This window comes from Streptococcus mitis (assembly GCF_946188615.1).
GTDB lineage: Bacteria > Bacillota > Bacilli > Lactobacillales > Streptococcaceae > Streptococcus > Streptococcus mitis_BZ.
Window position 1 is genome coordinate 266,261 of the sequence record NZ_CAMHVK010000001.1, and the last position, 14,487, is coordinate 280,747.

The following is a 14,487-nucleotide window of genomic DNA, read 5'->3' on the forward strand; positions in this document are numbered from 1 at the left end:
CATTACCTCCAAATATAATATAAGGCTACTAGTGTGGTCACCATCCCAAGAAACCAAACTGTTTTAAAGTACCATTTTCTAGTCTTGTGGTGAAAAGTAATTCCTGCTAACCAAGCTCCAAAACCACCACAAGCAACGGCTAAAATGAGTAAGATTTTCTCTGGGATGCGCCAAGCTCTTCTCCTTGCCTTGGATTTGTCAATGCCATAAATAATGAAAATCATGACATTCCAAATCAAAAGGACTAGAGTAATTTTTTCGTCTAACTTCATAACCTTGCAATAATCGCTTCCGTCATTTCCTTGGTCGAAGCCTGACCTCCTATATCTCTCGTTAAAATGCCAGCTGCCAAACTTGCTTCAACAGCATGCTCGATACGCTCCGCATCCTCAAAACGTCCAAAACTATCTCTCAGCATCATGGCCACTGATAAAATCATGGAGATAGGATTGGCAATTCCTTGACCAGCAATATCAGGTGCTGAACCGTGAATAGGTTCATAGAGACTTGGTCCATTTTCAGAATGACTGGCTGATGGCATAACCCCAAGTGTGCCAGATAGAACGCTTGATTCATCAGAGAGAATATCTCCGAAAAGATTTTCTGTCACGATGACATCAAACTTAGCAGGATTGGTAATCATGAGCATAGCAGCTGAGTCCACCAGTTGGTGTTCCAAGGTCACATCTGGGAAATCCTGTGAGACCTTCTCAGCTACTTTCCGCCAGAGTTTTGATGTTGCCAACACATTTTGCTTATCTATACTGGTAAGGATTTTTCTCCGACTTCTTGCGATTTCAAATGCCTTACGAATAATTCGCTCCACTTCCTCATAGCTGTAGTCATTGATATCACGCGCTTTTCGCTCTTCAAGAATATGATCTCCAAAGTAAATACCACCTGTCAACTCACGCACCACAACAAAGTCAACACCAGCAATTCGTTCTGGTTTGAGAGGTGACAAATGCTTAAGACTCTCAAATATTTTAACCGGGCGAATATTAGCATAGAGATTGAGTTCCTTACGAAGAGCCAGCAGGCCTTGTTCAGGCCGAACCGCTGTACTATCATACCGGGGACTACCAATAGCTGCTAGGAGAATGGCATCTGCTTCTCTACTTGCCTTGAGGGTTTCATCAGGTAAGGGATGCCCTGCAGCATCTATACCTGCACCGCCAAAAGGTCGCCTTTCAACCTCATAATCAAAACCTGTTTTTTCAGCTAGAGCTTCCAGAACCTCTAAACCAGCCTCCATGATTTCTGGGCCAATTCCGTCCCCTGCTAGAGCTACTATTTTTTTTGTCATAGCATTCTCCTTTACACACTAGGCATATCGCGATAGGAAACGCTACGTCCCATCTCACCAGCATTCTCTTTTTGAACAAAGGTATTGGCATTGATGTAGGCAATAGCCGAAGCCTTCAACACATCGAAATCAAGACCTGCTGCATTAAAGATGGTCTCTGTATCTCTGTTTTCAACAGTGACCAAGACCCGAGCCTGGGCATCGATCCCATCTGTTACCGCATCGATAGTATAGGATACCAAGCGAACAGATTGATTGAAGAACTTATCAATAGCGTTAAAGATAGCCTCAACAGAGCCTTGTCCTGTCGCATTAAATTCGACTTTCTCACCATCCATATTAGCTAGGCTAACGAGCGCTTCAATGTCATTGTCTGCATGAGTTTGAAGTTGTAAATCATCAAAATGGAAGCCTTCTGGATTTTCAACCATGGTTCCAGCTACCAGAGCTCGAATATCTGCATCTGTGATTTCTTGTTTCTTATCTGCCAGAGCCTTGAACTTAGCAAAGAGCGGTTTGATATCTTCTTCTGTATAATCTAGGGCCAATTCTCTTAGTTTCTCAACAAAGGCATGGCGGCCAGACAATTTACCAAGCGGAAGACTATTACTCTTAACTCCAACCAATTCAGGGGTGATAATTTCATAAGTAAGAGGATTTTTAAGGACTCCGTCTTGGTGAATACCAGACTCATGAGAAAAGGCATTGCCACCAACCACAGCCTTGTTTTTAGGAACTGGAATACCAGAGAAGCGAGAAACCATTTCTGACGTATTGATGGTTTCATTTAAAACAATACTAGTTTCTGCTTGATAGTAATCTTGGCGAATATTGAGAGCCACTGCTATTTCTTCCAAAGCAGCATTTCCAGCTCGCTCACCAATACCGTTGATAGTTCCTTCGACACGTCCTGCCCCATTCTTGACAGCAGCAAGGCTATTAGCCACTGCCATTCCAAGGTCATCGTGGCAGTGAGGCGAATAGATGATCTGACGATCCGTCTTGACATTCTCAATCAAGTATTTGAAGATAGCTCCATATTCCTCTGGTGTGGTAAATCCTACCGTATCAGGAATATTGATATAAGACGCACCTGCATCAACCGCTGTTTGAACAACTTGTAGAAGGAAATCCAACTCTGTTCTGGTCGCATCTTCAGGAGAGAATTCGACCACTTCAAACTTGGAACGTGCATAAGAGACATGCTCACTGATTGCTTCCAAAATCTCTTCCTTGCTCTTATTGAGCTTATACTTTCGGTGAATCGGACTGGTTGCAATAAAGACGTGCACTTGTGGATACTTGGCGTCCTTGAGGGCCTCGTAACAAGCATCAATATCAGACTTGACAGAGCGTGCTAAACCAGTCACCGCTGTTTTCTTCAAGGCCTTAGCAATCTCCTGAACTGCCGTAAATGAGTCTGGACTAGCCGCTGGAAAACCAGCTTCGATGGCTGAAATGCCCCATTTCTCCAGCTGTCTTGCAATGGCAATTTTTTCCTTGATTGAAAAGTTAACACCCGGTGTCTGTTCTCCATCCCGAAGGCTGGTATCTAGAAATTCAACTGTTCTCATAAGATTTCCCCTTTTCCAAATGTGGTTTTAAAAAAACATCTCGCTCAGAAACCCAAGCGAGATGTTGATTCACTCCCGCTTGGTAAGCCAAACAGGACTAATGCTTTTTGCACTAGCCCGAGTACCTCAACAACAAAGCGAATTGATTAAACTTAGCTGCTTTCATGTTTGACTTTCTCCTTCGTTTGATATCTTGTTTAGTATTTTAGCATAGGCAAAAGTACTTGTCAAGAAAAAATCCAATATTTTCTGAAAATTTCTTCAGTAGAGAATATTTTGCTAATTGAAAATCCTTGAAATGTTTCATTTTTTAGTGGTTAAATTCCAGCTTCTTTCTATCAATTCCAGTACTTCTTCATCTGATAAAGTATCATCAAGCGCCACACTAATCCAGTAACGTTTATTCATATGAAAAGCTGGATAAATGCCGTTTTTTGAAAGTAAGTCAGCTACTTGGTCATGTTTGAGGTTGACTGCTTCCACCTGTCCTTCTCTGCCCTTTTCCAGCTTATCCCAAGAGATTTTCATCAAGACGGCATACCACTTTTGATTTCCTTCGTGTCTTAACACTGCTGTATCAGGCGATTTCTCCCACAGATACTCCAACTGATTACCATACTTTTCCTGAATCTGAGCCATGATACGCTTAGTCTGAGGACAGATAAAATCCTGTACCTCAAAACAAGCCTTCCGAATCTGGTAGAGAATCTCCAGACAAGCCTCACGGACACTTGCAACAAAACTTCCTGTCATGCTTTCCATATGGACTTGAGGATAGAGATCACCTGTTTCCTGATCAAAGACTTGAAAGCTCAAGTTTCCATCAACTACGGACACAGTCATGACAAAGTCACCTTGCAAAATCTGGCAACTATAGGTCCAGACTCCACCATTTTCTACAAAACCATAATCATAAGCCTTTTCTTGATTCAACTGATAGGATTTAAAAATTTCAAACATAAGTGAAAACTGCTACCCAAAGCTAGCAGTTCCTTTCTATTTTTTAAAAGACAACCTTGGTTCCATGCAATTGTATCACACCTAGCTGGTCGATAAAGGTTTGACGGTTGTCCAAGTCAATCCCCCCACCTGGTAGAATTTCAATTTTACCTTTAGCATGTTCCAAAATTCTGTGATAGTGAGCAAAACGTTTCTCTAGTGAATCTCCAGACACACCAGCACGAGTTAGGATACGAGTAACTCCAGCTTGACTAAGCCAGTCAATAGCTTCCAGTTGATCATCGTCACTCAATTCATCAAAGGCCATGTGAAAGACAATTTCCATCCCTTTTGATGCCGCAATTAACTTTTCAAGATTAGGCTTATCCAACTTCTTCTCACCAGTTAAAGCCCCAAATACAACTCCTTGACTTCCAGCCTGAGCAGCCAACCGAATGTCTTCTAGCATAATTGCAATTTCTAGTTCATTATAGACAAAGTCGCCACCACGTGGACGAATCATGGTCATGATGGTCGTATCGTAGTTAGCTGCCAATTCAACCGCTGCCTTGTTCACTCCATAGCTGGGCGTTGTTCCACCAACTGCTAGATTGTCACAGAGTTCGATTCGACGAGCTCCAGCCTGCATCGCTTTTTCAAGCAAGGTCACATTTTCAGCACAAAATTCGTAAATCATTTGATTCTCCTTGAGTATTACTTTAAATTTATTATATCATATTGTTGTGAATATACTTTCGTTTTTATCAAGGGAAATAACTACTATTTTAACTATTCTTTATCTGGAATGACCTTGAAGAGATAATAAGTGATAAAGATGGTCAAGGCTCCCAGACCGATTTTGACTGGTAAGAGAGGGGCAAAATAAATGGAAATTCCCATCAAGATGTAGATAGATACGATGATTTTTTTCTTACGTTCACGCGCAATGGACTTGGTCTCACGAAAATCAGCCACATATGCTTGATAGAGCTTGGTATGATAAAGCCAGTCTTCGAAGCGCTTGGAACTTCTTGAGAAACAAGCAATAGACAACAAAAGAAAAGGGGTTGTAGGCAACAAGGGCAAGACAACCCCAACAATAGCCAAGGCCAGTGATAAGAAACCAATAATTAGATAGATAAGACGCATAACTTCTCCTAGTTAAAATAATCTTCTTCTAGTTTCGCATACAATGATGAATTTTGTCAAGCTCCAACCAGAAAGAGCCTGAAATTCACTTTCAGGACTCTCTTCTTATTTAATCTTTTCCTCCTCGTAGTCACCTTTACTACAAACAACCTGCTTGCCACCACCACGGACTTTTTTCTCCATGAGGAAGTTACCACATTTTGGACAGTCACGACCAACAGGCTTGTCCCAAGAGGTAAACTCACAGTCTGGATAGCGATTGCAACCATAGAAGAGGCGGTTACGTTTTGTTTTACGCTCAATGATTTGTCCCTGATGACAACTTGGACACTCAACACCAATCTCTTTAACGATTGCTTGCGTATGACGGCAATCTGGGAAATTGCTACAAGCGTAGAACTTACCAAAACGACCAAGTTTAATGACCATTGGACTGCCACACACTTCACAGTCAAATCCAGCTGATTCATCCTTGATTTGGATTTTCTCCATTTCTTCTTCAGCCTTGGCAACCTCTTTAGAGAAAGGTTTGTAAAAGGAATCAATGACACGTTGCCACTGCTCTTTTCCGACTTCGACATCATCCAGCTTGCCTTCCATTTCAGCTGTGAAGGTCACGTTTACGATATCTGGGAAATATTCAACGATGAGCTTGTTAACAATTTCTCCCAACTCTGTCGGTTCAAAACGTTTGGCTACAAGACGAACATAATAACGTTTCTGAATAGTTTCAATGGTCGGTGCGTAGGTTGACGGACGTCCAACCCCATTTTCCTCCAAGGTCTTGATCAGTGTCGCTTCAGAATAGCGAGCAGGTGGTTGAGTAAAATGTTGCTCTGGTTTGCTATTGATCTGCTTGACCACATCTCCAACAGCCATATCCGGTAACATCTTATTCTTGTCAGAATCATTATAAATAGCAAGATAACCATCAAACTTAACCTGACTACCATTGGCAGCAAATTGAACCCCATTTTGAGACAATTTAACAGCCATGGTATCAAAGACAGCAGCTGTCATCTGACTCGCCACAAAACGATTCCAAATAAGGGTATAAAGCTTGAGCTGATCCTTGTCCAGATACTTAGCAATACTTTCAGGTGTATTAAAGACACTAGACGGACGAATAGCCTCGTGGGCATCTTGAGCTCCTGAAGCATTTTTGACCTTGCTACCATGCTTAGAATACTTGCTACCAAAACGGTCCGTAATGAAACTTGCTGCTTCATTTTGCGCTACAGGACTGATACGAGTCGAATCGGTACGCATATAGGTAATCAAACCTTGAACACCAGAACCGATATTAATTCCTTCATAGAGCTGTTGGGCAACCATCATGGTCTTTCGAGTACGGAAATTAATTTTATTGGCAGCATCCATCTGCATAGATGAAGTGGTATAGGGTAATGGAGCATTGCGTTTGCGCTCTTTCTTATCTACCTGATCCACTGAAAAATCTTTGCTAGTCAGACGAGACAAGACTTCCTTGACCTCATCATTGCTAGTCAGTTTCATCTTTTTACCATCCACTCCATAGAAGGAAGCTTGAAATTGCTTGGTTCCCTTTTTAAAGACAGCATCAATTGTCCAGTATTCTTCTGGTTGGAAGGCATTAATTTCATTCTCACGATCAATGATTAACTTGAGCGCAATAGACTGGACGCGACCTGCTGACAAGCCCTTCTTGACCTTCTTCCACAAAATAGGCGAAATCGAGTACCCCACCAAGCGGTCTAGGACACGACGAGCCTGTTGAGCATCGACCAAGTCCATATCAATCTTACGAGGTTCTTTAAAAGCATTTTTGACCGCATCCTTGGTGATTTCATTGAAGACCACACGGTTGGCATCATTTTCATCTAAGTTGAGAATGTGAGCCAAATGCCAAGAAATCGCTTCTCCTTCACGGTCCGGGTCACTCGCCAGAAAGACTTTATTAGCTTTTTTGGCTTCTTTTTTCAAGTCATTGATAAGAGGACCTTTTCCTCGGATATTGATATATTGCGGTTCATAATTATTTTCAATATCGACTGACATACTGGATTTCTTCAAATCACGGATATGGCCGACACTGGCTAAAACCTTGTAGTTTCTGCCAAGATATTTTTCAATCGTCTTAGCCTTAGCAGGCGACTCCACGATTACTAAATTTTTTTTAACTGTTGATTTTTTCTTTTTTGTTGCCGTAGCCACAGAATCACACCTTTTCAAAGTAATAAACTTTATAAAGTGTAAACCATTTTTTGAACCCTGTCAAGACTTAGCTACTATAATAGAAGAAAAGTTTATCTAGTAAGCGGACTTTCTTCTTATACTCAATGAAAATCAAAGAGCAAACTAGGAAACTAACCGCAGGTTGATCAAAGCACTGCTTTGAGGTTGCAGATGAGACTGACGAAGTCAGTAACCATACCTACGGCAAGGTGATGCTGACGTGGTTTGAAGAGATTTTCGAAGAGTATTAAAATTCAAATTCCGCAAGAACATCCTTCCCACTTGTAACCAATTTTGCACCTTCTTGAATCAAATGATGGCAACCGTCTGATAGTCCATCTAAAATACTTCCAGGAATAGCAAAAACATCGCGTCCTTCTTCCATTGCCCTCTCACAGGTAATGAGACTACCTGAGCGCATCTTAGCCTCTGCTACAATCACACCTCGACAAAGTCCAGCAATGATGCGATTACGGGCAGGAAAATGAAATTTTAGAGGTTGTTCACCAAGTCCATATTCACTAAGAATCAGATGGTCATTGCCGATGTAGTCTTGCAAACGTTTATTGGCTTTAGGATAAAACACATCCAAACCTGTTCCAATCACTGCAATGGTTTTTCCACCATTCTGAAGAGCTGCCATATGGGCTGCTGTGTCAATGCCCTTGGCTAATCCACTGACGATAACCAGTTCATTTTCCAAGCCCTGAATGACTTTTTCAACTGACTTAGCTCCCTGTTTGCTACAAGCACGACTGCCCACGACTGCTACCTTAGGAAATTTCAAGAGATCAAGATTTCCCTTGTAAAATAAAAGTACAGGCGCATCGTATATTTCACTCAAATCCCAAGGGTAACAGTCATCTAAAATAGAAAAAGATGGAAATTTTTGAAATTCTTTCTCCAAATGCGAATCGTCTATCTGAAAATAACGTTCCATAAAAACGGCTGGATTTCGGCAACCTGATATATCTGCAATATCACCTAACAACAGTTCTTGATCAACATTTTCACCGTATTCTAGGACATTCAAAATCTGTTGATTGGTCAAACCTGATTTTTTTAACTTATAGATTTCATAGTTTGTGATTTTCATAAATATCTCCATTTCTTTTTCTACTCATCTATTTATTCGTAAAAAATCAAAAAAACATCCGACTATTTTAGCCAGATGTTGGAATCTTTAATTTTCGTTTTTAAGAATTTCTTCTAATTTATGGTAATCTTGGACACTATCGATTTCATAGATACTATTGCCTTCTAATTCTTCAACATAGACATCCAGCTCTTTGATATTATCCTTAACCATATTGTCCCAGTAGAGATCAACAAATTCACCACTTGCATAAGCCTTGTCGATAAAGCTGACAATCTTTTCTGCAGTTGGAGCGTCCCAGAAGGATACACCACTAAGGATACGACCAGCCTTGCTATCAACAGTAATGTCTTGAACCTTATAGTCATCTCCATAGACCAAGAACCATTCGTTGGTACAATCTTCACGATAGACACTAAAATAAGTCGAACGAGTCAAATCATTGCGGAACATATTTTTAAAGAGATAATTATCGGCATCAATAACATAGCTATTGGCCAATTCTTCTTTTACAAGATAGAGAGAGTAAAAGTTATTGTAGTCAGCGTATTTATCATTGAAGACGAGGCGAACACCATATTTTTCTTTCAAGTAATCGAATTGTTCTTTAAGGTAACCAACAATGATGATGATTTCATTGATTCCTTTTTCTTTTAAAAACTCAATTTGGTATTCAATCAAGGGTTTTTGATTAACCTGAACCAAGGCTTTAGGGGTATTTTCAGTCATAGGACGCAAGCGAGTTCCCAAGCCCGCTGCTAAGATAATGGCTTTCACACGAATCTCCTTTATTCTTTAATAATAATATAAACTCCAGCAATGACGACAAGTGACGTAATAATTGTCAGCATATCTAGCGGTGCGCCCAAGAAAACAACTGCAAACAAGACAGTCCAAACTACATAACTCACGTTCAAGCCTGTAGCCTTGGCTGGTTGCAAGCGATTGATAGCGATATAATAAGCCAAGTAGGAAATCATATCAAAGGCTGCAAAGACAATCATAAGACCTAGTAATTGTCCATTGGCCACTTCTGCAAATGACTGATGAGAAAAGAGCACAATCACAAGATAGGACAAGAATGAAGTCACTTGACGGATTAAGAGGGCTTCGATTTCACTCAGTTCACTTTCCATGGCAAAAGAGCTAAGAACACTCTCACTTCCCCATGCAATAGCACAAACCAAAGCACAGAGAATCCCAATGTAGAAGGAATTGACCTGTTCAACCTTATAGGTCTGAGCAATAATCCCTGCAATAATCAAGACAATACCAAATACAGTATTTTTTGAAATCTTGTGCTTCAAAAAGAAGAAAGCCAATAAAACCGAAATCGCAGGGTAAATAGCCGATACAGATGAAGCTAAGGAACTTCCGATATACTTAACCGCATAAAGATTGGCCTGCATACCAATAGGGCCTGCTAGCAAGGCTCCGATGATCACACTAACATTGCGAATATTTAAGAAAATTGAAAGACGAACTTTTCCTTCTTTTACCAAGAGAAAAGCTAGTAAGATAAAGATACTCAAGAAATCGTGAGCAGCGGCCACCACAAAGGGCGACAAATCTGTAAAAATCGAAAAGATATAAGCACTAATCGTTAGACCTAAACCCCAGAAAATACCTGAGAGTAGACCAAAAGAAACTCCATTTTTATTTTTCATCTGAACCTCCATAATATGACAAACCTTTAACAGCTCTTTGGTAACGATTCACACCATAGTCACCAAAATCTGCGCCTTGCTCTTCCTTATAGACAGTCCATAGACTCCAAATAGTATCTTGTAAAATTTTATAAATGGCAATCTTTTCACGAGAGACAGGTGTTTGCTCACTCTCATAGTGAGATAAGAAGGCTTCTTCCTCTTGACGAGTGAATTCAGACTCTAAAAAGAGGGCAGCCAAATCCCACATTGGATCGTTCATTGATGAATATTCCCAGTCAATCAGATAAAGTCGTCCTTGAGGTGATTCGATAAAGTTTTCAGGCACCAAATCGATATGACAAGATTTTCTGTCAACACCTAAGTCAGCAAGTCTTTTCTCTAAGGAGAAGACTTCTTCTCTAACTGCTTCATAGTTGGCATAAGGGATTTTTTCCTCAATCAAAGATTCGTATTTTTTGATTTCTTCAAAAGGAGCAAATTCTCCTCTTAATTCCTTGCCAGAAGCATGAATGGTTTGTAAAATTGGAGCAATTTTATCAAATTTGGTCTTGATTGACGTTGAATCAAGCGTAATCGCAGATTCGATATACTCATTTACTTTGATACCAGCTTCAATATCAAAAAGGTAATTTCTTACATCTAAGTCTAAATACTTTAGTAGTTCAAGATTGTACTTTTCATCTTGACGATTGATCAGCTTTTCTGTCCCTTTACCAAAGAATTTAACAATGTATTGCTTATTTGTTGTTTTGACCAAATAGTTTTGATTGGTCATTCCCCCCAGTTGTTCAACACTGAGGACTTCCTCTTCTTGACTAAGTAGGGATGACATTTTTTCTTTAATGATTTTCTCCACAATTAACCTCCAGCACTTATACTTCCCACTTAAACACTGTTTTAAAGGCTGTGTTTAAATCGGTTGCAAAGACACGGTGAATATCTTTAATTTCTCTTACAGGTTCTTCTAGATAAAGGATATTTTTAAGACGATTGGCAAATTTCTTGACTTCCATCATTTGGATGGCATTTTCAAAATCAATGCGACCAGAACGAGAGGAACCAACCAAGAGCAAGCCCTTTTCTAAGGCATCGCGTGTATTGAGATTGACTTTATACTCGCTAACACCCATCATGAGAATCGTTCCCTGAGGACGAATGTAGCGAATCAAATCATTTATAGCTGGTCCAGTACCATCACCACCACAACACTCAAAAGCATGATCAAAGGTCAAATCTTCAGGAATATTGTCAGTAATATAGCATTCTTTGGCAAAAGAGAAGAGTTCCAACTTTTCCCAATGACGACCAATAACCACAATCTCTGCTTCTGGCAAAGTATAGTTGATAATATTGGCAACCACAAAAGCTAAACTTCCATCTCCGATAACGGCGATTCGGTCCCGCTTGCTATGAGCAAGAGTCAATAGACGATTCATAGCATGCATGCCGACACTAACAAACTCTGTAATGGCTGCAACCGTATCTTCGATAGCATCGTAAGCCACCACACGATCTTTAGGAAGAGAAACAAATTCTCTCATAAAGCCATCAAATCCACTAGACAAGAAATGAGTCCCTGTCATGTAGTTTTCATAGAATTCTTCATCACTCTGCATAGGAGGCTGATTTGGAATCATGACAACTTTTTGCCCAACCTCATAGGTTCCCGTCGGGTCAGCAATAACCGTTCCACATGACTCGTGAATCATTGCCATTGGAAGCTTTTTATTCAAAATCTTTGGGTCACGTTTTCCTTGATAGTAACGCTGATCCGCATGACAGACAGCCATATAATTGGGGCGGATGAGGATATGATTCTCTTGATCAATAGACTCTTCCTGGTATCTGACGTTGATAAACTTAGGCTTTGTTAGTTGATAAATTTGATTAATCATTTCACTAGTCTTTCTCAATCATACTTTTTGCAATTTTCAAATCTGTCACTGTTGTGATTTTTAGATTTGAATATTCACCCTTAGCCAAGGCCACATCTTTTCCTTTGATTACAAAGATCTTACATGCATCTGTCAAGATTTCCTTCTCTTCAGCAGAGAGAGAGCCATAAAGGTCCATGAAGTCCTTGCAACGGAATGTTTGAGGTGTTTGTCCTTGATAGAGGTGAGCACGATTTGGAATATCTGTAATAAATTGACCATTAGTGCTTTCAACGATGGTATCAACCGCTTCTACCACTGTGTCCACTGCGTCATGATTTTGGGCAAGTTGGATATTGTCTTGAATCATGCGAAGTGTAATAAATGGACGAACAGAATCGTGGGTAACAACGATATCCTCTGGAGTAAGCGGACGATAAGCATCAATGGCTTCAATGATTTTCTCAATACTTGTATTGCGGTCAGCACCACCCTTTGTAATGATGATACGATCCTTATGAAGAGGAAGATATTTATCTACAAGATCTTCTGCATGAGAAACCCAGTCTCCATGAACCCCAACTACAATTTTTTCAATACTTGGTTCCAAGACAAATTTTTCAATTGTATGAATCAAGATAGGTCGATCACCTAGCTCTAAAAATTGTTTTGGCAAGTTACTGATTCCCATACGTGTGCCAGTTCCACCAGCAAGAATTCCTGCATAAATCATCTTTTTTCTCCTTTGTCTTACTAAAAAAACTTATTCTCTCTATTATACCACAATCTAGTCCTATCATAAAAGAAATACTAGTCATCCCGTTCTAGAATAGGAGGATTAAGCAGTTCCATTATTCAAAGAAACTGGTCCATTTCTAGTAGTGACTAGGAATTCTGTAGTCATTACTAATAAATGGCTGTGAAATTTTAGAGTTCTTCAGAATAATATAGTTTTCTTAAAGAAAGCTTAAAATTAAGCTTTGAAACTTCAAAGTGATTACTTGACTTATACTCAATGAAAATCAAAAAGCAAACTAGGAAGCTAGCCGTAAGCTGTACTTGAGTACGGTAAGGCGACGCTGACGTGGTTTGAATTTGATTTTCGAAGAGTATTACTGCCCTTCATTTCTTATTAGCTGACTTTATGATATAATGAAAAACGAGGTAAATTGAATGAAAAGTATAAAATTAAATGCTCTATCCTACATGGGAATTCGTGTCTTGAATATTATTTTTCCCATCTTAACTGGTACCTACGTCGCGCGTGTCTTGGACCGAACTGACTATGGTTACTTCAACTCAGTTGACACTATTTTGTCATTTTTCTTGCCCTTTGCAACATATGGAGTCTATAACTACGGTTTACGGGCCATCAGTAATGTCAAGGATAACAAAAAAGATCTGAATAGAACCTTCTCCAGTCTTTTTTATTTGTGCATAGCTTGTACAATTTTGACCACTGCTGTCTATATCCTAGCCTATCCTCTCTTCTTTACTGATAATCCAATCATCAAAAAAGTCTACCTTGTTATGGGGATTCAACTCATTGCCCAGATTTTTTCAATCGAATGGGTCAATGAAGCTCTGGAAAATTACAGTTTTCTTTTTTACAAGACTGCCTTCATCCGTATCCTGATGCTGGTCTCTATTTTCCTATTTGTCAAAAATGAACACGATATTGTTGTCTATACACTTGTGATGAGTTTATCGACGCTGATTAACTATCTGATTAGTTATTTTTGGATTAAAAGAGACATTAAGCTTGTTAAGATTCACATAAGTGATTTTAAACCGCTCTTTCTCCCTCTAACAGCCATGTTGGTCTTTGCAAATGCCAATATGCTCTTCACATTTTTGGATCGTCTCTTCCTCGTTAAAACAGGGATTGATGTTAACGTTAGTTACTATACCATAGCTCAGCGAATTGTGACCGTTATAGCTGGGGTTGTAACAGGTGCAATTGGAGTGAGTGTGCCTCGTCTCAGTTACTATCTGGGGAAAGGAGACAAAGAAGCCTATGTTTCTCTGGTTAATAGAGGTAGTCGAATCTTTAACTTCTTTATCATTCCACTCAGTTTCGGACTCATGGTTTTAGGACCAAATGCCATCCTACTTTACGGTAGTGAAAAATATATCGGAGGTGGTATCTTGACCTCTCTCTTCGCTTTTCGTACGATTATCCTAGCACTAGATACCATTCTTGGTTCCCAAATTCTCTTTACCAATGGCTATGAAAAACGTATCACAGTCTATACAGTCTTTGCTGGGCTACTCAATTTGGGCTTAAACAGTCTCCTCTTTTTCAACAATATCGTAACTCCTGAATACTATTTACTGACAACTATGCTATCAGAGGCCTCTCTACTTGTTTTCTATATCATTTTCATCCATAGAAAACAGCTTATTCACTTGGGACATATCTTTAATTACACTGTTCGATACTCTCTCTTTTCACTTTCCTTTGTAGGAATTTATTTCCTGATTAATTTCTTGTATCCTGTGGATATGGTCATTAATTTGCCATTTTTGATTAATACTGGTTTGATTGTCTTGCTATCAGCCATCTCTTATATTGGTCTACTTGCCTTCACCAAAGATAGCATTTTCTATGAATTTTTAAACCATGTCCTAGCCTTAAAAAATAAATTCAAAAGATCATAGGAGT

General features: G+C 39.6%; 14 protein-coding genes. 1 reads left to right on the top strand and 13 read right to left on the bottom strand.

Features of this window, described 5'->3' with window-relative positions:
• Nucleotides 1-2: 2 nt before the first annotated feature.
• From OCF95_RS01180 to OCF95_RS01240, 13 genes are all read right to left on the bottom strand, one after another.
• Entirely contained in the window at nucleotides 3-272 is a 270-nt protein-coding gene (locus OCF95_RS01180) for a DUF1294 domain-containing protein (RefSeq protein WP_261104659.1), read from the bottom strand.
• Nucleotides 269-1,306, bottom strand: coding sequence for a 3-isopropylmalate dehydrogenase (gene leuB / locus OCF95_RS01185; protein ID WP_261104660.1), 1,038 nt, complete (start codon nucleotides 1,304-1,306; stop codon nucleotides 269-271). The genes OCF95_RS01180 and leuB overlap by 4 nt, the downstream gene beginning before the upstream one ends.
• 11 nt (nucleotides 1,307-1,317) lie before the next feature.
• A complete protein-coding gene (locus tag OCF95_RS01190; RefSeq protein ID WP_261050734.1) occupies nucleotides 1,318-2,880 on the bottom strand; it encodes a 2-isopropylmalate synthase in 1,563 nt (520 codons plus the stop codon).
• Between the two features lie 303 nt (nucleotides 2,881-3,183).
• Nucleotides 3,184-3,840, bottom strand: coding sequence for an MmcQ/YjbR family DNA-binding protein (locus OCF95_RS01195; RefSeq protein ID WP_261050732.1), 657 nt, complete (start codon nucleotides 3,838-3,840; stop codon nucleotides 3,184-3,186).
• 43 nt (nucleotides 3,841-3,883) lie between these two features.
• Nucleotides 3,884-4,516: a copper homeostasis protein CutC gene (locus OCF95_RS01200; RefSeq protein WP_261052291.1), complete on the bottom strand. Its 633-nt coding sequence runs from the start codon at nucleotides 4,514-4,516 to the stop codon at nucleotides 3,884-3,886.
• Nucleotides 4,517-4,608: 92 nt separating this feature from the next.
• Nucleotides 4,609-4,968 carry a YbaN family protein gene (locus tag OCF95_RS01205; RefSeq protein WP_001237214.1) on the bottom strand — a complete coding sequence of 120 codons (360 nt, stop codon included), beginning with the start codon at nucleotides 4,966-4,968 and terminating at the stop codon, nucleotides 4,609-4,611.
• Nucleotides 4,969-5,073: 105 nt separating this feature from the next.
• Nucleotides 5,074-7,161, bottom strand: coding sequence for a type I DNA topoisomerase (gene topA, locus OCF95_RS01210; RefSeq protein ID WP_261104662.1), 2,088 nt, complete (start codon nucleotides 7,159-7,161; stop codon nucleotides 5,074-5,076).
• Between the two features lie 268 nt (nucleotides 7,162-7,429).
• Nucleotides 7,430-8,278, bottom strand: a complete 849-nt coding sequence (dprA, locus tag OCF95_RS01215; protein WP_261016867.1) for a DNA-processing protein DprA — start codon at nucleotides 8,276-8,278, stop codon at nucleotides 7,430-7,432.
• Nucleotides 8,279-8,365: 87 nt separating this feature from the next.
• Nucleotides 8,366-9,055, bottom strand: coding sequence for a sugar phosphate nucleotidyltransferase (locus tag OCF95_RS01220; RefSeq protein ID WP_000643977.1), 690 nt, complete (start codon nucleotides 9,053-9,055; stop codon nucleotides 8,366-8,368).
• An 11-nt stretch (nucleotides 9,056-9,066) separates the two neighbouring features.
• Nucleotides 9,067-9,945, bottom strand: coding sequence for a DMT family transporter (locus OCF95_RS01225; RefSeq protein ID WP_000791828.1), 879 nt, complete (start codon nucleotides 9,943-9,945; stop codon nucleotides 9,067-9,069).
• Nucleotides 9,935-10,804 (bottom strand): phosphotransferase family protein, encoded by an 870-nt coding sequence (locus tag OCF95_RS01230; protein ID WP_261104666.1) that lies wholly within the window; start codon nucleotides 10,802-10,804, stop codon nucleotides 9,935-9,937. Before OCF95_RS01230 ends, OCF95_RS01225 begins: the two co-directional genes overlap by 11 nt.
• Before the next feature lie 16 nt (nucleotides 10,805-10,820).
• Nucleotides 10,821-11,843 carry a ribitol-5-phosphate dehydrogenase gene (locus OCF95_RS01235; RefSeq protein WP_261104667.1) on the bottom strand — a complete coding sequence of 341 codons (1,023 nt, stop codon included), beginning with the start codon at nucleotides 11,841-11,843 and terminating at the stop codon, nucleotides 10,821-10,823.
• Nucleotides 11,844-11,847: 4 nt separating this feature from the next.
• The gene (locus OCF95_RS01240; protein WP_000638489.1) at nucleotides 11,848-12,555 is read right to left on the bottom strand and encodes an IspD/TarI family cytidylyltransferase; all 708 of its coding nucleotides are present in this window, start codon (nucleotides 12,553-12,555) and stop codon (nucleotides 11,848-11,850) included.
• Nucleotides 12,556-12,995: 440 nt separating this feature from the next.
• Between OCF95_RS01240 and tacF the strand changes: the two genes are divergently transcribed.
• Complete coding sequence (gene tacF, locus OCF95_RS01245; RefSeq protein WP_261104668.1) at nucleotides 12,996-14,483, top strand: type IV teichoic acid flippase TacF; 1,488 nt, start codon at nucleotides 12,996-12,998, stop codon at nucleotides 14,481-14,483.
• Nucleotides 14,484-14,487: the final 4 nt, after the last annotated feature.